Raw genomic sequence first — 25,422 nt, forward strand, 5'->3', positions numbered from 1 at the left:
GGTGAGGGCATCAGCCCGCACGCTTCCCCAGCGGCACCACCAGCGGCGTACCCGCCACCGGATCGTCAATAATCATGCAGCGCATGCCGTAGATCCGCTCGATCAGCTCCGGCGTCACAATCTCCTTCGGCGCACCCTGCGCCACGATCTCACCGTCGCGAAGCGCAATCAGATGCGTCGCATAGCGGCACGCCTGGTTTAAGTCGTGCAGCACCGCCGCCAGGGTATACCCCTGAGTGCGGTTCAGCTCGCTCAGCAGCTCCAGCAGGTCAATCTGATGGCTGATGTCGAGCCAGGTTGTCGGCTCGTCCAGCAGCATGATCGACGTTTCCTGTGCCAGCACCATCGCGATCCACGCCCGCTGACGCTGCCCGCCGGAGAGGGTGTCCACGCTCTGCTGGGCGAGATCGGTGATGCCCGTCGCCAGCATCGCGCGGTTCACCGCCTCGTCATCCTCTTTACGCCAGCGGGTAAACAGCGGCTGATGCGGGTAGCGCCCGCGCGAGACCAGCTCCTGCACCGTGATGTCTCCCGGCGTGGTGGCGTTTTGCGCCAGCAGACCGATGCGCCGTGCCACCTCTTTGCTGGCGAAGCGCTGGATCTGCTCCCCGTCGAGGAACACGCTGCCTTCAGCCGGCGTCATCAGGCGGCTCAGGGTGCGCAGCAGGGTCGATTTGCCGCAGCCGTTCGGGCCGATAATCGCGGTGAAATGGCCGTCCGGAATGGCGACGGATAAGTCACGGGCAATGATTTTTTTGCCGTAGCCGAGGGTTAAGTTTTCGCCGCGCAAGCGGGTGGTTGAATCAGTCATTTCCTGCGTGACTCCTGAACGAGCAAGACGATGAGGTAAATCCCGCCGAGGCTGACGGTCACCACGCCCACCGGCAGTTGATAAGGCATAAACAGCCGCTGGGCGCAGAGATCGGCGGCCAATAGCAGCAGCGCGCCGCACAGCGCCGCCTGGGTTAATCCCCAGCGCGCCGTGCCGCTAAGACGACGGGCGATGTGCGGTGCCACGAGGGCGATAAACGAGATTGGCCCGGCAATCGCGGTGGAGGCGGCGGTCAGCAGTACGGCGACCAGCATCAGCATCAGGCGCGAGCGCTCGACGCCCACGCCCAGCGCGCAGGCGGTGTCGTCGCCCATCTCCAGCAGACGCATGCGCCGCACCAGCAGCAGCGCGCCGATAAACATCAGCAAAATCAGCGGCGCGGCGGGCCAGGTTTTGCCCCATGTCAGGCCGTTGAGCGATCCGGCGTACCACAGCCCGGCGGAGAGCGCGGTTTCCAGCGAGGCCTGCAGTAAAAGCCAGGTGTTAAAGGCCATCAGCATGGCGCGGATGCCGATCCCGATGATGATCAGGCGAAAGGTGTCGATACCGTTGCGCCAGGCCAGCGCCCAGATCAGTAATGACGTCAGAATGCCGCCCGCCATCGCCGTAAAGGTAATGGCCGTCAGGTGCTGACCAAACAGCACCATCGCCACCAGCACGCCGCTCCAGGCCCCGGTGTTAAGGCCCATCACGTCCGGGCTGCCGAGCGGGTTGCGCATCAGCGACTGGAATATCGCACCGCTCACGCCGAGCGCCGCGCCGACCAGAATCGCCATCGCCACGCGCGGGAGGCGCCACTCCGTCACCACCATGGTGATGTTGCGCGGCGCGCTGCCGAGCAGGGCGTCAAAGACCTGGACAACATCAAGCGTCACCGCGCCGCTGCGCAGGCTCCAGACCGCCAGCAGCAGAATGACGATAGTCAGCAGGCAGATGCTGGTGAGTAAACGACGGGACGGGGCCATCATGCGCCACCTCCGCGTTTATGGCGAACCAGGAAGATCAGCACCGGCGCGCCGATAAAGGCGCTGACCACCGAGACGCGCAGCTCGCCGGGCACCAGCAGGCGGCCCAGCACATCGGCAAACAGCAGCAGGGCAGGGGTGGCAAGCAGCGTCACCGGCAGCGACCAGCGGTGATCCGCGCCCACCAGCCAGCGCGCCATGTGCGGCATCATCAGGCCAATAAAGGCAATCGGGCCGACTACCGCGGTCGCGCTGCCGCACAGAACCGTGATCGCCAGAAGTCCAATCAGCTGCGTGCGCGCCACCCGGTTGCCGAGGGCGGTCGCGGTGTCGCTGCCGAGGCTCAGGCTGTTGAGTGACCGGCTTAAAAACAGCGCCACGGCGGCGGCGATAATGACCGGGATCGCCACCACTTTTAGGGTTTCGAGGGTGCGGATATCCAGCGAGCCGGCCTGCCAGAAGCGCAGCTGGTCGTAGACGTCCGGGTTGAGCAGGGCGATACCGTTGGACAAGCCTTCCAGCACCGCCGCGAGCGCCACGCCCGCAAGCGTCAGGCGTACCGGACTCAGCTGCCCGCCGCCCTGGCTGCCGGTAAAGGCGACCACCAGCGAGGCGGCCAGCGCGCCGCAGAAGGCCATCACCAGCTGTTCGGAGGGCGAGGTCAACCCAAACAGCGCTGCGCCGAGCACGATGGCAAAGCTGGCGCCGGAGTTAACGCCGAGAATACCGGGATCTGCCAGCGGGTTACGGGTAAGGGTTTGCATCAGGGCGCCGGCAAGGCCCAGCGCGCTACCGGCCAGCAGTCCGGCAAGCGTGCGGGGGAGTCGTGCGTCGAGCACGATGACGCAGTCGGCGCTCTGGCAGGTGCCGGAGAGCGCATCAACGATAACGGACGCGGGCAGCGGCTTCGCGCCGACCAGCAGGCTGAGTGCAGTCGCAAGGATCAACAGCAGCAATAAAACGGGCACGGCAACGGCGCGCACCGAAGAAGAGGAAAACGACATAGCAACATCCATGATTTGATAATGATAGTGATTATCGTTATCTATCTTATTTGGCTATGTTAGCATGTGCGCCCATGGAATGGGTAGAAATAGACTCAAGGCTTTGTCATGAATCAAAAATCCTGGCTGCTCAATCTCAGCCTGCTTAAAACGCACCCGGCGTATCGCGCCGTTTTTATCGCTCGCTTTATCTCCATTTTGTCCCTCGGGCTGCTCGGCGTCGCCGTGCCGGTCCAGATCCAGACCATGACGCACTCCAGCTGGCTGGTGGGGTTATCCGTCACCTTAACCGGCGGGGCGATGTTCATCGGCCTGATGGTCGGCGGCGTGCTGGCGGACCGCTACGAGCGTAAAAAGCTGATCCTGCTGGCGCGCGGCACCTGCGGCGTGGGCTTTATTGGGCTGTGTCTGAACGCGATGCTGCCGGAGCCGTCGCTGATCGCGATTTATGCCCTGGGGCTGTGGGACGGTTTCTTCGCCTCGCTGGGCGTGACGGCGCTGCTGGCGGCGACGCCCGCGCTGGTCGGGCGCGAGAACCTGATGCAGGCGGGGGCGATTACCATGCTCACCGTGCGTCTGGGCTCGGTGATTTCGCCGATGGTGGGCGGCCTGCTGCTGGCGACCGGCAACGTGGCGTGGAACTACGGGCTGGCGGCGGCGGGAACCTTCATCACCACGCTGACGCTGCTGCGCCTGCCGCTGCTGCCGCCTCCGCCGCAGCCGCGCGAGCATCCGCTGAAATCGCTGATGGCCGCGATTCGTTTCCTGTTCAGCAACCCGCTGATTGGCGGGATTGCGCTGCTCGGCGGCCTGCTGACCATGGCGAGCGCCGTGCGCGTGCTCTACCCGGCGCTGGCGGGAGAGTGGCAGATGAGCGCCTCGGAGATTGGCATTCTCTACGCCGCCATTCCGCTCGGCGCGGCGTGCGGGGCGCTGACCAGCGGCAACCTGGCGCAGGGCGCGCGTCCGGGGCTGATTATGCTGCTTGCCACGCTGGCGTCGTTTATCGCCATCGGGTTCTTCAGCCTGATGCCGGTGTGGGCGCTCGGGGTGCTGTGTCTGGTGATTTTCGGCTGGCTGAGCGCCATCAGTTCGCTGCTGCAGTACACCCTGATCCAGACCCAGACGCCGGAAGGGATGCTCGGGCGCATTAACGGCCTGTGGACGGCGCAGAACGTCACGGGGGATGCGATTGGTGCGGCGATCCTCGGCGGGCTGGGGGCGATGATGACTCCGGTGGCCTCGGCGAGCTGCGGCGGGTTTGTACTGGCTATTATTGGCGTGATTTTGTTAGTGGCGCTGGTGGAATTGCGGCGGTTCAGGCAGGAGAGTGTGTTGAACGACGGTGCGGCCTGATGCCCTCTCCCACAGGGAGAGGGAGGAAAATGCCTACTTAAACAACGTATTCAATCTGTCTAACACCAACATCGCGCTGTAGTAATCCAGGCGGAACGTCTCGGTTCCCAATGCCCAGACCCGTTTGTTTTTCACCGACGGCAAATGCGCCAGCAGCGGGTTGGCGTAAATCGCATCCACGTCTTTCCGATCGCCGGCAAACACAAACAGCCCTTCGCCGTTCAGCCCCGTCGCCAGGTTTTCACCGCCCAGCTGGATGATGTCGTGGCGTTTGCCCTGGCTTTTTGAGGTGTGCAGCCCGGCGGGTAGATCCGCTAGCGTAAAGCCCAGCTGTTGCAGCAGCTTGCCTTGCGCCGATTCCGCAGTCCACAGGTTGGCGCTGTGCGCGGCGGCGGTGTAGACGATGGCGTTCACCGGCTGCGGCGGCAGCTTCATCTGCTGTTTTACCTGCGCGAGCTGTTTATCAAACGCGGCAATGCGCTCTGCGGCCTGTTTTTCCTGCCCGGTGAGGGTGCCCAGCTGCGTCAGCAGTTCCTGCCAGCTCTTGTCGTCGTAGTTGATGATAAGCGTTGGGGCGATGGCGGAGAGCTGATCGTACAGCGCCAGCGCGGAATCCCCGCCGGTAGCGCTGATCAAAATCAGATCCGGCATTTGCGCGGCGACCGCTTCGGCGCTTGGCTCGCCAATGTACAGCCGCGCAACCTTGCGCTGTTTCGCAATATCGCCCCACTGACGCAAAAAGCCCTGCGCATCCGCCATGCGGTTGTTCGGCGTGGTCGCGCCGCTGGCAACGACCGGCGCGTCAATCGCCAGCAGGGAGCCAGTTAAGGTCACGCTGGTGGAGACAATGCGCGTCGGTTTGCTCTCAAGCGTGTGAACGCCTCGGCTGTCGGTCACCTGACGCGGCCAGTCGGCGGCAGCGGCTGAGGCAAGTCCTAAAACTAAAAGTCCAGATAAAAGCAGGGTATTACGGAATAGGGCAGGGAATTTCATAGCGCGACATCCTGTTTTCGTTGAAGATAATGCTTCTCATTTTCATGGTTGATGCGAAGGGATGCAAGCTTTTGTCGCATAAGTTATTTGTCCGACGGTTGACAGCGCAGCGATGTGGGATTAGGTTAGCCGACGAAAATATAAATGATAATCATTATTGCTTCTTTTATCATTTTGAGGAGGATGAAATGGACACGTCCCTGGCTGAGGAAGTTCAGCACACCGCGACCACGCTGCAATCAGACAGCTTTTTCTTTATGTCGCCTTACCGCAGTTTTACTACCTCAGGCTGTTTTACCCGCTTCAGTGAACCCGCCGTCGGCGGTGACGATCCGGCCGGGCAATTCCAGCAAAAATTAGCCCAGGCCTTCCGGAATGCGAAAGCTAACGGTATCGCTCATCCGGTGATGGTAGGGGCTATTCCGTTCGATACCCGCAAGCCATCTTCTCTGTTTATTCCGCAGCGCTGGCAGACCTTTTCCCGTCCGGCACGTCAGCAGTCCGCACGCTATTTTTCCGGCTCGCAGGCGCTGAAGGTGGAACAACGCACCGAGATCCCGCCGCAGCCCGTGTTCGAAGAGATGGTCGCGCGCGCCGCGTCGCTTACCGCCACGCCGCAGGTGAACAAGGTGGTGCTGTCGCGTCTGATTGATATCGCGACCGACAAACACATGGACAGCGGTGCGCTGATGGAGCGGCTGATCGCCCAGAACCCGGCGAGCTTTAACTTCCACGTGCCGCTGGAAGACGGCGGCGTGCTGCTCGGCGCCAGCCCCGAACTGCTGCTGCGTAAAGAGGGCGCGCACTTTAGCTCGCTGCCGCTGGCAGGCTCCGCGCGCCGTCAGCCGGACGATGTGCTGGATCGCGAAGCGGGCAATAAGCTGCTGGCCTCCGAAAAAGACCGCCACGAGCACGACCTGGTGACTCAGGCGATGAAGGCCATTCTGGCACCGCGCAGCCACCACCTGAGCATGCCGTCTTCCCCGCAGCTCATCACCACGCCGACGCTGTGGCATCTGGCGACGCCGGTTGAAGGTGACGCGCGTGAAAACGAAAACGCCCTGACTCTGGCCTGCCTGCTGCACCCGACCCCGGCGCTGAGCGGCTTCCCGCATGAGGCGGCAAAAGAGCTGATCGCCGAGCTGGAGCCGTTCGACCGCGAGCTGTTCGGCGGCATCGTCGGCTGGTGCGACAGCGAAGGCAACGGCGAGTGGGTGGTGACCATCCGCTGCGCGCGTCTTCGCGAAAATAGCGTTCGCCTGTTTGCCGGCGCGGGCATTGTGCCTGCCTCTTCGCCGGTGGGCGAATGGCGCGAAACGGGCGTGAAGCTCTCCACCATGCTCAACGTGTTTGGCTTGCACTAAGGATCGCTCATGACCATTCCCTTTACCCGCTGGCCTGAGGAATTCGCCCGCCGCTACCGCGAAAAAGGCTACTGGCAGGATCTGCCGCTGACCCACATCCTGACGGATCGCGCTGAAAGCGATGCCGTGGCGATTGTCGACGGCGAGCGGCACATCACCTACCGCGCGTTTAATCAGGCGGTGAACAACCTGGCGTCCGCTCTTCAGGCGCGCGGGCTGCAGCGCGGCGAGACCGCGCTGGTGCAGCTTGGCAACGTGGCCGAGTTCTACGTCACTTTCTTTGCGCTGCTGCAAATTGGCGTCGCGCCGGTTAACGCGCTCTTTAGCCATCAGCGCAGCGAGCTGAACGCCTACGCAGAGCAGATCAAACCCGCCGTGCTGATTGGCGATCGCGACCACGCGCTGTTTGCGGGCGATGATTTCCTCAACGCCTTTGTGGATGCGCATCGCTCGGTACGCCTTGTACTGCTGCGCGGCGATAAGGGCGAACACGCCCTGGAAGCGGCGATTGCGCGTCCGGCGGATAACTTCATTCCGAACCCGACGCCCGCTGACGAAGTGGCATTTTTCCAGCTTTCCGGCGGCAGCACCGGCACGCCGAAGCTGATCCCGCGCACGCATAACGACTACGACTACAGCATTCGCCGCAGCAACGAGATCTGCGGAATCAATGCATACACCCGTTACCTGAACGCGCTGCCCGCGGCGCATAACTACGCCATGAGCTCGCCGGGATCGTTAGGCATCTTCACCGCCGGCGGCTGCGTGGTGCTGGCGAACGATCCGAGCGCCACGCTCTGCTTCCCGCTGATTGAACGGCATCAGATTAACGTCACCTCGCTGGTTCCTCCGGCGGTGAGCCTCTGGCTGCAGGCGATTACCGACGGCGCGGGCAACGCGCAGCTTAAGTCCCTCAGGCTGCTGCAGGTGGGTGGCGCACGCCTCTCCGCCACGCTCGCGGCGCGCATTCCGGCGGAAATCGGCTGCCAGCTTCAGCAGGTGTTCGGCATGGCGGAAGGGCTGGTGAACTACACCGCGCTCGACGACTTGCCGGAGCGCATCATCAACACTCAGGGCCGCCCGATGAGCCCGGACGACGAAGTGTGGGTGGCGGACGAGCACGGTAACCCGCTGCCGCGCGGTGAGGTCGGGCGTCTGATGACGCGCGGGCCTTACACCTTCCGCGGCTATTTCAACAGCCCGGAACACAACGCCAGCGCCTTTGACGCCGACGGCTTTTACTGCTCCGGCGATCTGATCGCCATCGACGAGCAGGGCTACATCACCGTGCAGGGGCGAGAGAAGGATCAGATCAACCGCGGCGGGGAGAAGATCGCCGCCGAAGAGATTGAGAACCTACTGCTGCGCCACGAGGCGGTGATCCACGCCGCGCTGGTGAGCATGGAGGACAGCCTGCTGGGCGAAAAAAGCTGCGCGTATCTGGTGGTGAAACAGCCGCTGCGCGCGGTTGAAGTGCGCCGCTTCCTGCGCGAGCAGGGCGTTGCCGAATTCAAGCTGCCGGACCGCGTGGAGAGCGTGGATGCGCTACCGCTGACGCCGGTCGGCAAAGTCGATAAGAAACAGTTGCGCCTGTGGCTTGCTGAACGCGCCCGGGGCTGAGGAACAGAGTATGGCCATTCCAAAATTAACCGCTTACGCGCTGCCGACCGCCGCAGAGCTGCCGACCAGTAAAGTGAACTGGGCGTTTGAGCCTGAACGTGCCGCGCTGCTGATCCACGATATGCAGGAGTATTTCCTGAACTTCTGGGGCGAAAACAGCGCGATGATGCAGCAGGTGGTGGCGAATATCGCCCGACTGCGCGCTTACTGCAAAGCGCACAATATTCCCGTGTACTACACCGCTCAGCCGAAAGAGCAGAGCGACGAAGACCGCGCCCTGCTGAACGACATGTGGGGGCCGGGCCTGACCCGCTCGCCGGAGCAGCAGCGCATTGTCCGCGAACTGACCCCGGACGAAGCGGACACGGTGCTGGTGAAGTGGCGCTACAGCGCGTTTCACCGCTCGCCGCTGGAGCAGATGCTGAAAGAGACGGGACGAAACCAGCTGCTGATTACCGGCGTGTACGCCCACATCGGCTGCATGACCACCGCCACCGATGCCTTTATGCGCGACATCAAGCCGTTCTTTATCGCCGACGCGCTGGCGGATTTCACCCGCGACGAGCACCTGATGTCGCTCAACTACGTGGCCGGACGCTCGGGCCGCGTGGTGATGACCGACGAGCTGCTGCCGTCCGTTCCGGCGACCAAAGCCGCGCTGCGTGAGCTGATCCTGCCGCTGCTGGACGAGTCCGACGAGCCGATGGATGACGAAAACCTGATCGACTACGGTCTGGACTCGGTGCGCATGATGGCGCTGGCCGCCCGCTGGCGCAAAGTGCACGGCGATATCGACTTCGTGATGCTGGCCAAAAATCCAACCATCGACGCATGGTGGGCGCTGCTGTCCCGCGAGGTGAAGTGATGGGTCTGGATTTCACCGGTAAAACCGTCTGGGTGACGGGCGCGGGTAAGGGGATTGGCTACGCGACGGCGCTGGCGTTTGTGGAGGCGGGCGCACGTGTGACCGGCTTCGATCTGGCGTTTCCGCTGGGGGATTATCCGTTCGCCACTGAAACCCTGGACGTGGCGGATGCCGCGCAGGTGCATGAGGTGTGCGGGCGCGCGCTGGCGTCGCTTGAACGGCTGGACGTGCTGGTCAACGCGGCGGGCATTCTGCGCATGGGGGCGACGGACCAGCTCTCGCAGGAGGACTGGCAGCAGACCTTTGCGGTCAACGTCGGCGGCGCGTTCAACCTGTTCCAGCAGACGATGGGCCAGTTCCGCCGTCAGCAGGGCGGGGCGATAGTCACCGTGGCGTCCGACGCGGCACACACGCCGCGCATCGGCATGAGCGCCTACGGCGCGTCGAAGGCGGCGCTGAAAAGCCTGGCCCTGACCGTCGGGCTGGAGCTGGCGGGCAGCGGCGTGCGCTGTAACCTGGTGTCGCCGGGCTCAACGGATACCGATATGCAGCGCACGCTGTGGAAAAGAGACGACGCGGAGCAGCAGCGTATTCGCGGTTTTGGCGAGCAGTTCAAGCTCGGCATTCCGCTGGGCAAAATCGCTCGCCCGCAGGAGATTGCCAGCACGGTGCTGTTCCTTGCTTCCGATGCCGCCAGCCATATCACCCTGCAGGATATCGTGGTGGACGGCGGCTCCACGCTGGGGGCGTAAGATGATCTGGAAACGTCATTTACCGCTCGAGGAGCTGAACGCGACCAGCCTGAACACCCTGGTGGCGCATCTCGGTATCGTCTATACCCGCCTCGGCGACGACACGCTGGAAGCGGAGATGCCGGTGGATGCGCGTACCCATCAGCCGTTTGGCCTGCTGCACGGCGGCGCGTCGGCGGCGCTGGCGGAAACCCTGGGGTCGATGGCCGGCTTTCTGATGACCCGTGACGGGCAGAGCGTGGTGGGGACGGAGCTTAACGCCACGCACCATCGTGCGGTCTCTCACGGCAAAGTGCGCGGCGTTTGCCAGCCGCTGCATCTGGGGCGTTCGAGCCAGAGCTGGGAGATTGTGGTATTCGACGAGCAGGGGCGGCGGTGCTGTACCTGTCGGTTGAGTACGATGGTGTTGGGCTAAGCCAGGCAGATCAAAGTGATCGGCTTAACACTGTGGTGTAAATCTCTGGTTTGACCACGCATTATTGCGTTTCAAAGTTGTTAAATTTTTCCGGTTGTTCTAGAAACAAAATGTAACATCTCACTGTTTCACAACAACGGACAACAACTATGAACAACTCAGGGAAATACCTTACATGGGCAGGGCTCTCCGTTGTGGGAGCCTTTGCCCTGGGCTATATCGCCCTCAACCGGGGGGAACAGATCAATGCGCTCTGGATCGTCGTCGCCTCCGTCTGCATTTATCTGATCGCGTACCGTTTTTATGGCCGCTATATCGCGAAGAACGTTCTGGGCGTTGACGCGACGCGTATGACGCCTGCCGTCCGCCATAACGACGGGCTGGACTACGTGCCGACCGACAAAAAAGTGCTGTTCGGTCACCATTTTGCGGCGATTGCCGGAGCGGGTCCGCTGGTGGGGCCGGTGCTGGCGGCGCAGATGGGCTACCTGCCGGGGATGATCTGGATCCTCGCGGGCGTGGTGCTGGCGGGCGCGGTGCAGGACTTTATGGTGCTGTTCGTCTCGACCCGCCGCGACGGGCGTTCGCTGGGTGAGCTGGTGAAAGAGGAGATGGGGGCAACCGCCGGGGTGATTGCGCTGGTGGCGACCTTTATGATCATGGTGATCATCCTCGCGGTGCTGGCGATGATCGTGGTGAAAGCGCTGACCCACAGCCCGTGGGGGACCTATACCGTTGCCTTCACCATTCCGCTGGCGCTGTTTATGGGGATTTATATTCGCTACCTGCGCCCGGGCCGCATTGGTGAGGTGTCGGTAATTGGCCTGGTATTCCTGGTGTTCGCCATTATCTCCGGCGGCTGGGTGGCGGAAAGCCCTACCTGGGCGCCGTTCTTCGACTTTACCGGCGTCCAGCTGACCTGGATGCTGGTGGGCTACGGCTTTGTGGCGGCGGTGCTGCCGGTATGGCTGCTGCTGGCTCCGCGTGACTATCTCTCTACGTTCCTGAAAATCGGCACCATCGTCGGGCTGGCGATCGGCATTCTGATTATGCGTCCGACCCTGACCATGCCTGCGTTAACCAAATTCATCGACGGTACCGGCCCGGTCTGGACCGGTAACCTGTTCCCGTTCCTGTTTATCACCATCGCCTGCGGCGCGGTGTCGGGCTTCCACGCGCTGATCGCATCCGGAACCACGCCGAAGATGCTGGCGAATGAAAATCAGGCCTGCCTGATCGGCTACGGCGGCATGCTGATGGAATCCTTTGTCGCCATCATGGCGCTGGTCTCTGCCTGTATCATCGACCCGGGCGTGTATTTCGCGATGAACAGCCCGATGGCGGTACTGGCACCGGCTGGCACCGTTGACGTGGTGGCGTCCGCCGCGCAGGTGGTGAGCGGCTGGGGCTTTGCGATTACCCCTGATACGTTGACGAGCATCGCCAGTGAAGTGGGCGAGCAGTCGATTATCTCCCGTGCGGGCGGAGCGCCGACGCTGGCGGTCGGCATGGCGTATATTCTTCACGGCGCGCTGGGCGGGCTGATGGACGTGTCGTTCTGGTATCACTTCGCCATCCTGTTCGAGGCGCTGTTTATCCTGACGGCGGTGGATGCAGGAACCCGTGCGGCGCGCTTTATGCTGCAGGACCTGCTGGGGGTGATCTCCCCGAACCTGAAGCGTACCGATTCGCTCCCGGCTAACCTGCTGGCGACGGCGCTGTGCGTGCTGGCGTGGGGCTACTTCCTGCATCAGGGGGTAGTCGATCCGCTGGGCGGGATTAACACCCTGTGGCCGCTGTTTGGTATCGCCAACCAGATGCTGGCAGGCATGGCGCTGATGCTCTGCGCGGTGGTGCTGTTCAAGATGAAGCGCCAGCGTTACGCGTGGGTGGCACTGGTGCCAACCGCGTGGCTGCTGATCTGTACCCTGACGGCGGGCTGGCAGAAAGCCTTCAGCCCGGACAACAAGGTGGGCTTCCTGGCGATCGCCAACAAGTTCCAGGCGATGATCGACAGCGGCAAGATCCCGGCGCAGTACACCGAGTCGCAGCTGTCCCAACTGGTGTTTAACAACCGTCTGGATGCCGGGCTGACCATCTTCTTTATGGTGGTGGTCGTGGTGCTGGCGTTGTATTCTCTCAAGACCGCGCTCGCGGCGTTGAAAAACGATCAGCCAACGGCGAAAGAAACACCGTACGAGCCGATGCCTGAAAACCTGGAAGAGATTGTGACCCAGGCGAAAGGGGCGCACTAACCTGTTTGCCGGGTGGCGGCTTCGCCTTACCCGGCCTACATTTCTTCTCCGCCCTCACCCTCCGGGAGAGGGCCGGAAACAAACGAGAAACTGATTATGTTCGACACTCTATCCAAAGCAGGTAAGTACCTGGGCCAGGCCGCCAAAATGATGATTGGCGTGCCGGACTACGACAACTACGTCGAGCATATGCGCGTCAACCATCCGGACCAGACGCCCATGACCTACGAAGAATTTTTCCGCGACCGCCAGGACGCCCGCTACGGCGGCAAGGGCGGGGCGAAGTGCTGTTAACCCTCTTTCGGAAGATAGAGGCTGATCTGCTCCTGCTTGCAGCCGTAGATAGCAGCCAGCTTTTCACGGGTGCGCTTTTGCGGACGGGAGTCCAGCGCTTCCAGCTGTGACACGGCGGACTGGGTGATGCCGAGTTTCTCAGCCACCTCCTGCTGGGACATGCCGCGCAGGATACGCCACGCGGCCTGCAGGCTGACGTTCTCGTTATGCATGACGTCGCACACTTCACCAGGTAATCCTACGTCATCATAACAATCGTGTTCGACTTCAATATCCTCTAGATCATCATCGGTTTCGTCGTCGATTTCTGCCATCTGTAAGCACATACGAAAGTATTCATCATAGGGAATAACGACGTACTGCGCTTTTCCGTCATCGTCCTTAATTAGCTGAACAGCCATAGGGGGCTTTCTCCTCGTGAAGGTAGGTCGTTGATGTTCTGCGCTTGACGGCCAAAACATAACAATGGTTATCGGGATCGTCCCGAAGTGTAATCAGAATGCGGTAATCGCCAACGCGTAGCCGGAATTGATTTTCTGTTGCCGATATTTTTTTGATATCGGGCCGGGGAGCTGAGCGATCGTCCAGCTCAGCAAGTTTTGCTTTGATTCTTCGCTGATATCGGCCATCGATTTTGAAAAACTCTTTCTTTGCATTCTTTGACCAGACAATCTTCATCCGTACCTCCACTGTACGCCCACACAAAGTATAAGGAAATAATAAGGCTATTAGATAAATTCCGAATTTCTAATGGGGTACTGTAGAGCGAGGAAATAACCGGAGAAAGCGGCAAAACGCAAACCGTCGAGGGCGCTCGGAAACGCCTCTGCCGGACGACAGAGGCTTGCAGTGAGATTGCGATCAGGCGTTCAAACCGCCGTCCACGTCCAGGCCGGTACCGGAGATCTGCCCGGCCGCCGGACTGGCAAGAAACGTGACCGCCGCCGCGACGTCTTCCGGCTGACCGTAATGACCCAAAGCAATAAGCTGACGCTGAGAGTCAGCCTGTTCCCCGTCTTCCGGGTTCATATCGCTGTTGGTGGGCCCGGGATGTACCAGGTTAACGGTAATGCCGCGAGGCCCTAAATCACGAGCCAGCCCACGGGTGAGGGAATTCAGCGCCGATTTGGTCATCGAGTAAACGGCAATGCCCGGCTGCGCCACGCGGTTTGCCAGACAGCTGCCGATGTTGATAATGCGCCCGCCGTCTGACATGTGCACCAGCGCTTCCTGAATGGCGATCACCACGCCGCGAATGTTGACGTTGATAAGGGCGTCAATGTCCGCCAGCGTCATGGACTCCAGCGGGCCGCCGCGCGCGATCCCGGCGTTGTTGACCAGAATGTCCAGCCCGCCAAGGGAACGCGCCGCATGGGTGACGGCATCCTGAATCGCCTGCGCGCTGGCGCTGTCGGCCTGCACGGCTTCGCTGTGGCGCCCCAGCGCCTTAATCTCATCGGCGACCGCCTGGGCCTTATCGGCAGATTTTTCATACGTAATAATCACATCCGCACCGGCGCGCGCCAGCGACAGGGCAATCGCACGACCCAATCCGCGGCTGGCACCGGTAACCAGCGCCTTTTTACCTGTTAAATCGATCTGCATGATGACCTCGTTACGAGAGTGGTAAGAATCATCATTAGGTATAGCCTGTCGGCGCGATTAACGGCTGAAGGATTCCACTTTCTCAAACGCGGCGCGCAGAACGTCAGGCGTTAACGTAACAGGTAAATAGTGAATCGACTCCACCGGGCGCAGGGTGTGGGCAATGACCCGATCCAGCTCGTCGCGGTTAGTGATGTCGACGTCCAGCTCGCGAAGCGTGGTCGGCAGGTTAAAACGCTGGTAAGCCGTCACCAGCTGCGCCAGCACGTCGTCCTGGCCGAGCAGGGCGCTCTGCACCAGAATACCGTAGGCCACCTTGGTGCCGTGCAGGTATTTTTCCGTCTGCGGCAGCACGGTTAAGCCGTTGTGTACCGCATGCGCCGCCGCCACGCGCGTATAGCGTTCGCCCAGGCCGCCGACCATCCCGCCGCCGGCGATGATTGCATCCACCACGTCCCGGAACGCCTGCGTCTGTTCGCCGCGCTGCTGGTCGGCCAGCGCCTCTTCGCTGCGCGCCAGCAGCACGTCGCGGATCGCCAGCGCGCCGTTAATGCCCAGCCGCACGGTCAGCGGCAGGTTCTCCGGCTCAGGTGCCAATACCACCGCTTCGTACCACTTCGCCAGCGTATCGCCGATGCCCGCCAGCAGATACTCCGCCGGAGCGTTAAGGACGATCTGCGGCTCCACCAGCACCAGGAAGTTGGCGTCGTCGAAGATCTCAAAATGCAGCGCCTGACCGGCATCGTTGTACCAGACGGAGAGCGGGGTCCACGCCGCGCAGGTGGCGGCAATGGTGGGGATGCCCACAAACGGCACCCCTAAGCGGCGCGCCACGGCCTTGACGGTATCCATCACCGCGCCGCCGCCGACGCCAATCACCACGCTGGCGTCGCTGCCGGATTCATTCACCAGATGGGTGACGTCGCGCTCGCTGCAGTGGCCTTTAAACAGCAGGCGTTTCGCTCCCGGCGCGTTAAAGCTCTCGGGCAGGAAAGGGCGCGCGCCTTCGATAGCGCGTTCGCCGTAAATCCACACAGCGCGGGAAAGCTGTTCCGGGGTAAAGAAGTTATCCAGCTGCGCAAGGCTTCCGGGATGAGAGAAGTAGTTCGCCGGGCCAGGCACGACGCGGATATCGGTGTTGATCATGATGGTGTCCTTTTTGCGGAAGCGCTAACCCGATGTCATGTCTGGACATCCGGATGGCTAATAATATTTCGCTTTAACTTATGCCTTTTCCGTCGTTGTCAGTCAACCAGAGCTGTGAAAAATTCGATAAATCAGAAGAGTAATGAAGGATTTACGCGGATGGTTTCCAGTCGCCTTGAGATGCGCGGTATCAGCCTGGCCTTTTCCGGCTTTCAGGCGCTGTCGCGCGTGAATTTCACCTTAACCGGCGGATCCGTACACGCGCTGACCGGTGCCAACGGCGCGGGAAAATCGACCCTGATGGCGGTGCTGTGCGGGACGCACGACCACTATGAGGGTGAGATCAGCATCAACAACCAGCCGGTGAGCATCCGCGAACCGCTCGATGCCAAACGGCTGGGGATCCACCTTGTGCAGCAGGAGGTGGACGTGGCGCTGATCCCGGGGTTAAGCATTGCCGAAAACATCATGCTCGACCAGCTGGCGCAGCCGGGGCATCGCTTCAGCTGGCGCGCTATCCGCCAGCAGGCGAGACAGGCGCTGGCGCAGCTCGACGTGACGCTGGACGTTCGCCGTTCCATCGACGGCTGTTCGCTGGCCGAAAAGCAGCAGATTTTGCTGGCGCGGGCGCTGTCCCATCACTGCCGTTTTTTGATTCTTGATGAACCCACCGCGCCGCTGGACGCGCATGAGAGCGAGCGCCTGTTTGCGGTAGTGAGACGTTTAAAGCAGCAGGGCATCGGCGTGGTGTTTATCTCTCACCGCATTCACGAGCTGAAGGCCATCTGCGACACCCTGACGGTGCTGCGCGACGGCAAGCTGATCGAGTCCGGCCCGATGGCCGATCTTAGCGGCGAAGCGATCGTCGAGAAGATGCTCGGCCACGTGCTGAGCGATATCTATCCGCCCGCGCGGCCGCCGCACGGCGACGAAACGCTGTTACGCGTTGAGGGGCTTCACGACGACGCGCTGCTGAAAGATATCTCCCTGCACCTGCGCAAAGGCGAAATTCTCGGGATTGCCGGGCTGGCGGGGGCGGGGAAAACCGAACTCTGCAAGGCGCTGTTTGGCGCCACCAAGAGCCGCGTGGCGCGCGGTGAGCTGAATCATCAATCCTGGCAGCCGCGCGACCCGGCCGACTCCGTGCTGCGCGGTCTGGCGCTGGTGCCGGAGGAGAGGCGGAAAGAGGGCATTTTTATCGACGAGCCGGTGAGCATGAACCTCGCCGTGTGCGCCGATAACAGCTTTTCGCGCTGGAGCCTGTTTGGCCATCGCCAGGCGTGGCGCTGGGCGGAAGAGGTCATCGCCCGCGTCGGCGTGCGCGCGCGTGGGCCGGGGCAGGTGCTGCGCCGTCTTTCCGGCGGCAACCAGCAGAAGGTCGCCATCGGTAAATGGCTGCGCAATGACGCCAGCGTGCTGATATTCGACGAGCCGACCAAAGGCGTGGACGTGAAGGCCAAAACCGACCTGTTCCAGCTAATTGACGGCCTGGCGCGCGAGGGCAAAGGGGTGATTTACGCCTCGGGCGAGTTTGCCGAACTGGTCGGGCTGTGCGACCGCATCTGCGTGCTGTGGGACGGGCGCATCGTGGCGGAAATCGCCGGGGCCGAGGCCCGCGAAGAGACACTACTTTATTATTCAACCGGAGGAACGGCGTCGTGAGCAAGGCCCTTTCAGTGAACGCGGCGGCGTCTGGCCGCCAGCAGATTTTCGATTTTCTCTACAGGTGGGGCATGCTGTTAACCGTCGTCGCGCTGGTGGCCGTCTTTGGCCTGGCGTCGGACAGCTTCCTCGACCCGAACAACATCATCAATATCCTGCGCTCGATCGCCATCGTGACGGTGATTGCCATTGGCGTGTCGATCTCGTTGACCATCGGCGGGTTCGATCTCTCCGTGGGATCCACCGCCTCGCTGGCGAACGCGCTGGTGATTTCCCTTTTCGTCTGGCACGGCTTTGGCACCACCGAGTCGATTCTGATCACCCTCGCGCTCTGCACGCTGGTGGGTCTGTTTAACGCATTCCTGATCGTCATCCTGCGCATTCCGGACATGCTGGCGACGCTTGCCAGCCTGTTTGTGATCCAGGGCGTGGCGATGACCTACAGCTACGGCGGGTCGATTACCGAGAACATGGTGCTGCCGAGCGGCGACATGGCGGAAGGGACCATTCCGGCGGCGTTCAGCCTGCTGGGGCAGGTGCCGACCATCGTGATCGTCATGCTGGTGGTGACCGTGCTGGCGCAGCTGGGCCTGTCGCTCACTACGCATGGCCGACGCATGTACGCCATCGGCGGTAACCCCGAAGCGGCGCGCCTCTCCGGCATTCGCACCACGCGCTACAAGGTGGCGGCCTACGTGATTGCCTCGCTGCTGGCGGGTCTGGGCGGGATTTTGCTGGCTTCACGCATCGGCTCGTCGCAGGTGAATGCGGGCGGCGGATACCTGATGGATGCGGTGGCGGCGGCGTGGATTGGCTTCTCGCTGGCCGGATCCGGCAAGCCGAACGCGCTGGGAACCCTGGTTGGGGCGGTCATTCTCGGCGTGCTGTCGAACGGGCTGGTGATGCTCTCCGTGCCGTATTACGCCATGGACATTATAAAAGGGCTGGTGCTCGCGGTAGCGCTGGCGATTACCTACATACAAAAACGCTGACAACACAACGGGATAAAAAAATGAAAAAGATTGCACTCTCTTTGGTGGCACTTGGGTTGCTCACGGCTCTGCCAGGCTTCGCGGCCACGCCCGCGCCGCTTCCGGCAGCCATTGCGAACCATGACGGCCCGATCCGCATCGCGGTGATCCGTAACCTCGGCTCAGATGACAACACCACGCAGTTTATTGCTGGCGCAATTCAGGAAGGGAAAAAGCTCGGCTTTAAGGTCAGCACCTTTTTAAGCAACGGGGACGACGCCAAATTCCAGGACTTCGTGAACCAGGCCATCAGCCAGAAGTATGACGGGATTATTCTCTCTCAGGGGCGCGATCCGTACTCCACCGCGCTGGTGAAGAAAGCAGTGGATGCCGGGATCAAAGTCTCCGTCTTTGATACGGCGGTTAACGGCGAGATCCCCGGCGTGACCGTCACCCAGCAGGACGATGCCTCCCTGACGAACCTCTCCTTCGGCCAGCTGGCGAAAGATTTCAACGGCAAGGCCAATATCGTCAAGCTGTGGGTGGCGGGCTTCCCGCCGATGGAGCGTCGTCAGGCGGCCTATAAAGAGCTGCAAAAGCAGTATCCGGACATCAAAGAGCTGGAGTCTATCGGCGCCGTGTCCTCTGACGTGCAGGGCGATACCGCCAACAAGGTGGGGGCGATCCTGGCGAAATACCCGAAAGGCAAAATTGACGCCATCTGGGGAACCTGGGACGCCTTCAGCCAGGGCGCGTATAAGGCGCTGAAAGAGAACGGCCGCACCGAGATCAAGCTCTACAGCATCGACATCTCTAACCAGGATCTGCAGCTGATGCGCGAGCCGGGCAGCGCGTGGAAGGTGAGCGTGGCGGTGGATCCGAAGCTGATTGGCGCAACTAACGTGCGTCTGGTGGCGAACAAGATTGCCGGGGAAGCCACGCCTGCGACCTACGATTTCAAAGCGGCGGCCATTCCTCAGGCGCTGCTGACCGCCCAGCCGGGCCCGGTGAACGTGGCGTCGCTGGGGAAAATCATTCCGGGCTGGGGCCAGACGGAAGATTTTATCGCGCCGTGGTTTGCGACGCTGGAAGCGAAGAATAAATAAAACCAGGCCGGGTGGCGTCAGGTGCGGCCTGATGCCCTCATCCCGGCCCTCTCCCACAGGGAGAGGGGGAAAACCCAAAGGAGCTAACGGTGACGCAAGTACCCCTTCCAGAATACAGCCGCAATATGCGGCTGATTGGCCATAGCGATCAGGGCGGTCGCCCGGACGGCGTGCAGCTGATGGTCCATCGCGGTTTCGCCTATATCGGCCATATGGTGTCGCAGGGATTTTCGATTGTCGACGTGCGCGACCCGAAAAACCCGAAAGCGGCGGGCTACGTGCCCGCGCCGCCCGGCACCTGGAACGTGCATCTGCAGGCGCATGACGACCTGCTGCTGGTGATTAACGCCCGGGATCTGTTTGCCGATGTCCGCTTTGCCGACGAGAAGGTCTACTACACCCGCCAGGTGGGGGAGACCGTCAGCGACGTGCAGGACAAAGGCTGGAGCGCCGGGCTGCGGGTGTTTGATATCTCCACGCCCGACAGGCCGCGCGAAATCGGCTTTCTGTCGCTGAGCGGCATCGGCATCCACCGCATCTGGTACGTCGGCGGCCGCTGGGCGTATGTGTCAGCGCTGATCGACGGCTTTACCGACTACATTTTCCTGACCATCGATCTGGCCGATCCGCGTAAGCCTGAAGTGGCGGGGCGCTGGTGGCTGCCGGGGATGAACCAGGCCGAAGGGGAGAAGCCGAACTGGCCGGAAGGGAAACGCTACGCGCTGCATCACGCGATTATCGCGGGCGATACCGCCTACGGCAGCTGGCGCGACGGCGGCCTGACGCTGCTGGACGTGAAGGACCGCACCCGGCCGAAGCTGATTAGCCACCGCAACTGGAGTCCGCCGTTTGGCGGCGGGACGCACACCGCGCTGCCGCTGCCGGACCGCGATTTGCTGGTGGTGCTGGACGAAGCGGTGCTGGATAACCAGGAGGACGGCGAAAAGCTGATCTGGCTGTTTGATATCCGCGAGCCGTCGAACCCGGTCAGCATCTCGACCTTCCCGCAGCCGGATGAAACCGACTACGTGGCGAAAGGGGCGCATTTTGGCCCGCATAACCTGCACGAGAACCGGCCGGGGAGCTTTGTCAGCTCGACGCTGATTTTTGCGACGTATCAGAACGCGGGGGTGCGTGCATATGACATTTCCAATCCGTATCGACCGGTGGAAACCGGTGCGCTGGTGCCCGCCGCGCCGGAGAGAATGATGGACACGCGGCCGAATCGCCCGCAGGTGATCCAGTCGTGCGACGTGTTTGTGGATGCGCAGGGGATAATTTACAGCACGGATTATAACGGCGGGCTGTCGGTGATTGAGTTTCTGGGATGAGTGCGGTTTGATGCCCTCACCCCGGCCCTCTCCCACAGGGAGAGGGAGAAAACCAAATGTAATCAGCTGTACTGACGCACCCGTGCCACCAGATCTTCGGCGCTGTCGATGCGGTCGGCAATGACAATCAGCGCTTTACCGAGCGTTATCGCGTGGCGCAGGCACTCGTGGCGCATCGCCTCGTCCTGGATGGTGTCGATATCCGCGACGTGGGAAAGCCCGACGCTGCGGCGAATGAGCTCGGTGCCGCAGAAGCCGATGGCGTCATGCCAGACCTTTTTCAGGAACGCGGAGGCATAGCCCGGCGCGCCGAGCGCGGCGTCGCGCGTTTTCTCGTTTGCCAGCGCCTGGAAGCGTTCCGCGAAGGTGTTCCACAGCTCCTGAATATCGGTCAGGCGCTGCTCGCGCGCGGCGGCGGCATCGCGAATGCCCAGATGCCCCGGCAGGCCGCAGAAGTTCAGCAGCAGGTTGCCGATGGCGGTACCGACGTCAAAGCCAATCGGGCCAAAGTAGCCGAATTCGGCGTCGATGGCCTTCAGGCTGCCGTCAGCCACAAAAATCGAGCCGCTGTGAATATCGCCGTGCAGGAGCGCTTCGGCGTGCGAGAAGAAGCGGTGCTTCAGGGAGGCCACGGCAATTTTAAGCTGAGCGTCGTCGCGCAGGGCCGCTACGTCATTTTCCAGCTCGGCCGGGTAGCTGTTGCGTTCGTGGATCTGGTACGGATCGTTGAAGAACAGATCTTCGGTGATCTCGCACATCTCCGGGTTGATGAATTTCGCCACCTGCGCTTTTTTCGCGTGCGGGTGCAGGTAGAAATCGCTGGTGTGGAACAGCGCGTGCGCGAGGTATTCGCCCAGCTGACGGGCCGCCTGCGGGTAGTAAATGTTTTTAATCAGCTCGCCGCGCCAGATGCGATGGCTGGAGAGGTCTTCCATCACCATCACCGCCAGCTCCGGGTCGAAGTGGTGGATTTTCACGGTGTGCTGCGGGCTGTGCTGGTAGTGCTCGACCAGCGTTTGCGCTTCAAGGCGGGCGCGGTCCAGCGTCAGCGGCCAGGACTCGCCGACGCAGCGGACGTAGGGCAGCGCCTGCTTAACGACGATGCGGCTCACGCCCGCGCCGTCGAAAATTTTGAATACCAGATTGAGGTTGCCGTCGCCTACTTCCTGCGCCTCTACCAGCGATGAAGGATCGTCAAGTCCGCCAAACTGCCTGGCATACTCCACGGCGTCCTGAGCGGTAAAGGTACGGTATTGCGACATGGCCTGCTCCTCACGAGTTTTCTAATTAAGACATGTAGACGTCTATACATCTGGATTTCATCCTGACACAATGTGCTACAACAACGCAACAGGGAATTAACGACATGCAGACATTACAGACGACCAGCCTGCGGGTGGCGGATAATCAGCTCTTTATTCTCGATCAGCAGGCGCTTCCGCAGGAGAAACGCTGGCTGGATGCCTCGACGGTAGAGGCGCTGGTCGGGCATATCCACGCCCTGCGCGTGCGCGGCGCGCCGCTAATTGGTCTCTCTGCAAGCCTGCTGCTGGCGCTGCTGGCGGAAAACGGCAAAAGCCGCGACGAGCTGGCGGCGGCGCTGGAAACCCTGCGCGCCTCCCGCCCGACGGCGGTGAACCTCATGAACAATCTTGACCGCATGAAGCTCGCCCTGTGGCAGGAAGATTTTGTACCGGCGCTGGTGGCCGAAGCGCTGCGCCTGATTGACGAAGACAAACGGCTTTGCGACGCGATTGCCAAAGCCGGCAGCGCGCTGGTGAAGCCCGGCAGCCGTCTGCTGACCCACTGCAACACCGGCGGGCTGGCAACGGCGGGCGTTGGCACCGCATTGGGCGTGATTGCCCGCGCGCATCAGGAGGGTAACGTCAGCAACGTCTGGGTGGATGAAACCCGTCCGCTGCTGCAGGGCGGCAGATTGACCGCGTGGGAGCTTGGCGAGCTGGGCGTGCCGTATCAGCTGATTACCGATTCCATGGCCGCCAGCCTGATGGCAAAAGGGCTGGTGGACGCCGTGTGGGTGGGCGCAGACCGCATTGCCGCCAACGGGGACGTGGCGAACAAGATCGGCACCTATTCCCTGGCGGTGCTGGCGAAGTTCCACGGCATTCCGTTCTACGTTGCCGCCCCGCAAACGACCCTCGATCCGGACTGCCCGAACGGGGACGCGATCCCGATTGAGCAGCGCGCCGCCAGCGAGGTGACGGGCGTGGCCGGAAGCTTTGGCGCGGTGCAGTGGGCGCCGGAAAACGCGCAGGTCTATAACCCGGCGTTTGACGTCACCCCTGCCTCGCTGATCAGCGGCTGGGTGCTGGATACGGGCGTAGTCACGCCGGAAGCGGTGGCAAACGGGAAATTCGCCTGAGTCCGGCTATCCTTTAAGGGGTTCCCTTGAGAGGACAATATCGTGACGCTGGATCCTGAAACTGACTTAAAACTGGAGCGCGTGGTGGATGCACCGCGCGACCTGCTGTGGCTGTGCTGGACCACGCCGGAACACATCAAAAACTTCTTCATTCCTGCTCCCCATAAGGTGACCGAATGCGATCTCGATCTCCGCGTGGGCGGGCGGTTCAACACCGTGTTTGAGGTGGACGGTCAGCGGATGGATAACCGGGGCGTATTTCTTGAAATCGACCCGGGTAAAAAGCTGGTCTTTACCGACGGCTATACCGAAGGCTGGAAACCGGCCGAAAAGCCGTTTATGACGGCGATCCTGCTGCTGGAGGATGTGGGCGAGGGCAAGACCCGCTACACGGCGATTGCGCGTCATCCGACGAAGGAAATCCGCGAGCAGCATGAGCAGATGGGCTTCCACGAAGGGTGGGGGATTGTGCTGGATCAGCTGGTGGGTTATGTGAAAGGACTGGAGCGTTGAAGCTCGAGCGGCCTGATGCCCTCACCCCGACCCTCTCCCATAGGGAGAGGGAGCAAACACTAAAAACGGCAGCTCTAGCTGCCGTTTTGCTTTTACCTATGCCAACCGTGGATACGCATCCGCGATGGCATCGCCCGTAAACTGCGCCACCCAGCCTTCCGGGTTGTCGAAAATACGAATGGCGGTAAAGTTCGGCTCTGAGCCCATATCAAACCAGTGCGGCGTGCCCGCGGGTACGGAAATCAGGTCGTTTTTCTCGCACAGCACCTGATACACCTCATCGCCAATGTGCAGGCAGAACAGCCCCGCGCCTTCCACGAAGAAGCGCACTTCGTCTTCGCCGTGGGTGTGTTCGTTCAGGAACTTCGCGCGCAGCGCCTCTTTCTGCGGGTTGTCGGCGCGCAGGCTGATCACGTCCCAGCTTTGGTAGCCTTTTTCCGCCACCAGCTTGTCGATCGCATGCTGATACGCCGCGATCACGGCTTCGGGCGCGGGATCGTGTCCTAAATCGCGATCCGCCGCCCAGCGTTCAAACCGCACGCCTTTGGCATTGAGCTGCTGGGCGATCTCGGCGGCGTCGGTGCTGTGCCACTGGTGTTGACTGGCGTCTTTATCGGAATAAATGGTCAATGCGCTCATGAAGGGATCTGCTCCGGATTAATCTCGTCAAACTGGTGGACCTGATGGTGATGGCTTGCGCCGTCATCATCACCGCGAATCAGCTGCAGTGTGCGAAAACCTGCCTGTTCAGCCGCGTCCAGCTCCTGATGAATATCGGACAGGAACAGGATCTGCGACGGGGCGATGCCCGTTTGTGCCGCAATGTTCTGATAGGACTGCACCTCGCGCTTGGCGCCGATGTGGGTATCAAAATAGCCGCTGAACAGATGAGTAATATCACCTTCGTCGCTGTAGCCAAATAACAGTTTCTGCGCGGCGACGGAGCCAGAGGAATAAACATAGAGATCAATCCCTTGCGCTTTCCACTTTTCCAGCGCAGGCAGTACGTCCGGGTAGAGGTGGCCGGTAAAGTCGCCGTTCACGTAGCCGTCATGCCAGATGATCCCCTGCAGGGCTTTGAGCGCCGTGGATTTGCGGTCTTCATCCATAAAGGCAAACAGGGCGTCGATAAGCTCGCTGACGCTGGCGTGCGGGTGACCGATTTCATCACGCAGGTTGTCCAGAATGGATTTGACCGGCTCGGCGTACTGCTGCGCGGTCACGAAGGCCGCCAGCCGCTCACGCGCGTAGGGGAACAAAACGTCATGGACAAAACGGATATCGCTGGTGGTCCCTTCAATATCCGTCACAATCGCGCGAATCATACTCTCTCCAGTTGTCGTAAACGCATTTCGCATTCAAATAAGAATTCTAGTCCTTCCAGATGACGGCGGGCCTCGGCCACGTCGCATCCCCAGCAGGTTAAGCCATGACCGCGCAGAAGAAAACCATAATTAAGCGGGCGTTCCTGTGCGTAATGGGCGATTCGGGAGGCGAGGGCGTCAATATCCTGGTCGTTATCAAAGACCGGGATAGCCACCGTATCCAGATGCGTGGTCTGCCCGGTGAGGGATTTTTGCATCTCAAAGCCGCTGATGTTGAGCTCGGCTTCTTTGACCAGACGCGACAGCACCGTGGCGTTGACGGTATGAACGTGCAGGACGGCGTTGGCTTCCGGGAACAGGCGATAAATCAGCGTGTGAAGACCGGTTTCCGCCGACGGCCTGCGGCCAGACGGCGCGCGGTTGGTGGCGATTTCAACCTGCAGAAAATCCGCCGTTGTCAGGCTGCCTTTGTCTTTGCCGGATTCGCTGAGCCAGCAGAGGCGCTCGTCCTGACGCACCGACATGTTGCCGCCGGTGGCGGGTGCCCAGCCTTTGGCGCCAATCCAGCGGCAGGCGTCGACAAGATGTGTGAGTTGCAGGTTGTCTGTCATTTCCTTTTACCCTCGCGGCCAGGAATATTCATATGGTTTAGACGTCTAAGCGTC

At 61.4% G+C, this 25,422-nt stretch carries 26 protein-coding genes; 14 read left to right on the forward strand and 12 right to left on the reverse strand.

The window, feature by feature from the left end:
• Nucleotides 1-10: 10 nt before the first annotated feature.
• Genes fepC through fepD form a run of 3 tightly spaced genes read right to left on the reverse strand, consistent with a single transcriptional unit; the run spans nt 11 to nt 2,801 of the window.
• Nucleotides 11-811: an iron-enterobactin ABC transporter ATP-binding protein gene (gene fepC, locus LBF07_RS17045; protein WP_094934410.1), complete on the reverse strand. Its 801-nt coding sequence runs from the start codon at nt 809-811 to the stop codon at nt 11-13.
• A complete protein-coding gene (gene fepG / locus LBF07_RS17050; RefSeq protein ID WP_094934434.1) occupies nt 808-1,797 on the reverse strand; it encodes an iron-enterobactin ABC transporter permease in 990 nt (329 codons plus the stop codon). The genes fepC and fepG overlap by 4 nt, the downstream gene beginning before the upstream one ends.
• Nucleotides 1,797-2,801: a Fe(3+)-siderophore ABC transporter permease gene (fepD, locus tag LBF07_RS17055; protein ID WP_094934409.1), complete on the reverse strand. Its 1,005-nt coding sequence runs from the start codon at nt 2,799-2,801 to the stop codon at nt 1,797-1,799. Before fepD ends, fepG begins: the two co-directional genes overlap by 1 nt.
• Before the next feature lie 108 nt (nt 2,802-2,909).
• On the opposite strand from fepD, the gene entS reads away from it, so the two are divergent.
• Nucleotides 2,910-4,157 carry an enterobactin transporter EntS gene (gene entS, locus LBF07_RS17060; RefSeq protein WP_094934408.1) on the forward strand — a complete coding sequence of 416 codons (1,248 nt, stop codon included), beginning with the start codon at nt 2,910-2,912 and terminating at the stop codon, nt 4,155-4,157.
• Nucleotides 4,158-4,190: 33 nt separating this feature from the next.
• On the opposite strand, the gene fepB is transcribed toward entS, so the two are convergent.
• A complete protein-coding gene (fepB, locus tag LBF07_RS17065) occupies nt 4,191-5,150 on the reverse strand; it encodes a Fe2+-enterobactin ABC transporter substrate-binding protein (protein WP_094934407.1) in 960 nt (319 codons plus the stop codon).
• 188 nt (nt 5,151-5,338) lie between these two features.
• On the opposite strand from fepB, the gene entC reads away from it, so the two are divergent.
• The 7 genes from entC (at nt 5,339) to LBF07_RS17100 (ending at nt 12,715) form a co-directional block, all read left to right on the forward strand.
• Nucleotides 5,339-6,514 carry an isochorismate synthase EntC gene (gene entC / locus LBF07_RS17070; protein ID WP_047061320.1) on the forward strand — a complete coding sequence of 392 codons (1,176 nt, stop codon included), beginning with the start codon at nt 5,339-5,341 and terminating at the stop codon, nt 6,512-6,514.
• A gap of 9 nt (nt 6,515-6,523) precedes the next feature.
• The gene (gene entE, locus LBF07_RS17075) at nt 6,524-8,134 is read left to right on the forward strand and encodes a (2,3-dihydroxybenzoyl)adenylate synthase EntE (RefSeq protein WP_094934406.1); all 1,611 of its coding nucleotides are present in this window, start codon (nt 6,524-6,526) and stop codon (nt 8,132-8,134) included.
• Between the two features lie 10 nt (nt 8,135-8,144).
• Nucleotides 8,145-8,999: an isochorismatase gene (locus LBF07_RS17080; protein ID WP_033144898.1), complete on the forward strand. Its 855-nt coding sequence runs from the start codon at nt 8,145-8,147 to the stop codon at nt 8,997-8,999.
• Nucleotides 8,996-9,751 carry a 2,3-dihydro-2,3-dihydroxybenzoate dehydrogenase EntA gene (gene entA / locus LBF07_RS17085; RefSeq protein ID WP_094934405.1) on the forward strand — a complete coding sequence of 252 codons (756 nt, stop codon included), beginning with the start codon at nt 8,996-8,998 and terminating at the stop codon, nt 9,749-9,751. Before LBF07_RS17080 ends, entA begins: the two co-directional genes overlap by 4 nt.
• A 1-nt stretch (nt 9,752) precedes the next feature.
• On the forward strand, nt 9,753-10,166 hold the full coding sequence (gene entH, locus LBF07_RS17090) for a proofreading thioesterase EntH (RefSeq protein ID WP_023310710.1): 414 nt from the start codon (nt 9,753-9,755) through the stop codon (nt 10,164-10,166).
• A 149-nt stretch (nt 10,167-10,315) separates the two neighbouring features.
• The gene (gene cstA, locus LBF07_RS17095; RefSeq protein WP_048975902.1) at nt 10,316-12,421 is read left to right on the forward strand and encodes a pyruvate/proton symporter CstA; all 2,106 of its coding nucleotides are present in this window, start codon (nt 10,316-10,318) and stop codon (nt 12,419-12,421) included.
• A 96-nt stretch (nt 12,422-12,517) separates the two neighbouring features.
• Nucleotides 12,518-12,715, forward strand: coding sequence for a YbdD/YjiX family protein (locus LBF07_RS17100; protein ID WP_006809671.1), 198 nt, complete (start codon nt 12,518-12,520; stop codon nt 12,713-12,715).
• Here LBF07_RS17100 and LBF07_RS17105 read toward each other — a convergent pair.
• The 4 genes from LBF07_RS17105 to LBF07_RS17120 form a co-directional block, all read right to left on the reverse strand.
• The gene (locus LBF07_RS17105) at nt 12,712-13,116 is read right to left on the reverse strand and encodes a helix-turn-helix domain-containing protein (protein ID WP_032661025.1); all 405 of its coding nucleotides are present in this window, start codon (nt 13,114-13,116) and stop codon (nt 12,712-12,714) included. The two genes, LBF07_RS17100 and LBF07_RS17105, sit on opposite strands and share 4 nt — an antisense overlap.
• Nucleotides 13,097-13,393: a type II toxin-antitoxin system RelE/ParE family toxin gene (locus LBF07_RS17110; RefSeq protein ID WP_047749439.1), complete on the reverse strand. Its 297-nt coding sequence runs from the start codon at nt 13,391-13,393 to the stop codon at nt 13,097-13,099. Before LBF07_RS17110 ends, LBF07_RS17105 begins: the two co-directional genes overlap by 20 nt.
• A 183-nt stretch (nt 13,394-13,576) precedes the next feature.
• Nucleotides 13,577-14,320, reverse strand: a complete 744-nt coding sequence (locus LBF07_RS17115; protein ID WP_032661029.1) for an SDR family NAD(P)-dependent oxidoreductase — start codon at nt 14,318-14,320, stop codon at nt 13,577-13,579.
• A gap of 57 nt (nt 14,321-14,377) precedes the next feature.
• Nucleotides 14,378-15,466, reverse strand: coding sequence for an oxidoreductase (locus LBF07_RS17120; protein WP_094934404.1), 1,089 nt, complete (start codon nt 15,464-15,466; stop codon nt 14,378-14,380).
• Nucleotides 15,467-15,625: 159 nt separating this feature from the next.
• Here LBF07_RS17120 and LBF07_RS17125 point away from each other — a divergent pair, with 159 nt between their 5' ends.
• From LBF07_RS17125 to LBF07_RS17140, 4 genes are all read left to right on the forward strand, one after another.
• Complete coding sequence (locus tag LBF07_RS17125) at nt 15,626-17,128, forward strand: sugar ABC transporter ATP-binding protein (protein WP_094934403.1); 1,503 nt, start codon at nt 15,626-15,628, stop codon at nt 17,126-17,128.
• On the forward strand, nt 17,125-18,120 hold the full coding sequence (locus tag LBF07_RS17130; protein WP_023334863.1) for an ABC transporter permease: 996 nt from the start codon (nt 17,125-17,127) through the stop codon (nt 18,118-18,120). Before LBF07_RS17125 ends, LBF07_RS17130 begins: the two co-directional genes overlap by 4 nt.
• A 20-nt stretch (nt 18,121-18,140) precedes the next feature.
• Entirely contained in the window at nt 18,141-19,205 is a 1,065-nt protein-coding gene (locus tag LBF07_RS17135) for a sugar ABC transporter substrate-binding protein (RefSeq protein ID WP_023310718.1), read from the forward strand.
• An 89-nt stretch (nt 19,206-19,294) separates the two neighbouring features.
• Nucleotides 19,295-20,536, forward strand: a complete 1,242-nt coding sequence (locus LBF07_RS17140; protein ID WP_176690110.1) for an LVIVD repeat-containing protein — start codon at nt 19,295-19,297, stop codon at nt 20,534-20,536.
• A gap of 62 nt (nt 20,537-20,598) precedes the next feature.
• Here LBF07_RS17140 and mtnK read toward each other — a convergent pair whose 3' ends face one another.
• Nucleotides 20,599-21,798 (reverse strand): S-methyl-5-thioribose kinase, encoded by a 1,200-nt coding sequence (mtnK, locus tag LBF07_RS17145; protein WP_033144908.1) that lies wholly within the window; start codon nt 21,796-21,798, stop codon nt 20,599-20,601.
• A gap of 104 nt (nt 21,799-21,902) precedes the next feature.
• Here mtnK and mtnA point away from each other — a divergent pair, with 104 nt between their 5' ends.
• Together mtnA and LBF07_RS17155 are read left to right on the forward strand one after the other, a co-directional pair.
• A complete protein-coding gene (gene mtnA, locus LBF07_RS17150; RefSeq protein WP_048975890.1) occupies nt 21,903-22,919 on the forward strand; it encodes an S-methyl-5-thioribose-1-phosphate isomerase in 1,017 nt (338 codons plus the stop codon).
• Nucleotides 22,920-22,961: 42 nt separating this feature from the next.
• Nucleotides 22,962-23,432 carry an SRPBCC family protein gene (locus LBF07_RS17155; protein ID WP_032641748.1) on the forward strand — a complete coding sequence of 157 codons (471 nt, stop codon included), beginning with the start codon at nt 22,962-22,964 and terminating at the stop codon, nt 23,430-23,432.
• Nucleotides 23,433-23,528: 96 nt separating this feature from the next.
• On the opposite strand, the gene LBF07_RS17160 is transcribed toward LBF07_RS17155, so the two are convergent.
• From LBF07_RS17160 to LBF07_RS17170, 3 genes are read right to left on the reverse strand one after another with little or no spacing between them, the layout of a single operon-like run.
• Nucleotides 23,529-24,071 carry an acireductone dioxygenase gene (locus LBF07_RS17160; RefSeq protein ID WP_023315605.1) on the reverse strand — a complete coding sequence of 181 codons (543 nt, stop codon included), beginning with the start codon at nt 24,069-24,071 and terminating at the stop codon, nt 23,529-23,531.
• Nucleotides 24,068-24,757: an acireductone synthase gene (gene mtnC / locus LBF07_RS17165; RefSeq protein ID WP_023334872.1), complete on the reverse strand. Its 690-nt coding sequence runs from the start codon at nt 24,755-24,757 to the stop codon at nt 24,068-24,070. The genes LBF07_RS17160 and mtnC overlap by 4 nt, the downstream gene beginning before the upstream one ends.
• Nucleotides 24,754-25,368, reverse strand: a complete 615-nt coding sequence (locus LBF07_RS17170; protein ID WP_094934401.1) for a methylthioribulose 1-phosphate dehydratase — start codon at nt 25,366-25,368, stop codon at nt 24,754-24,756. Before LBF07_RS17170 ends, mtnC begins: the two co-directional genes overlap by 4 nt.
• Nucleotides 25,369-25,422: the final 54 nt, after the last annotated feature.

It is taken from the genome of Enterobacter cloacae complex sp. ECL352, assembly GCF_020149545.1.
Taxonomy (GTDB): domain Bacteria; phylum Pseudomonadota; class Gammaproteobacteria; order Enterobacterales; family Enterobacteriaceae; genus Enterobacter; species Enterobacter asburiae_B.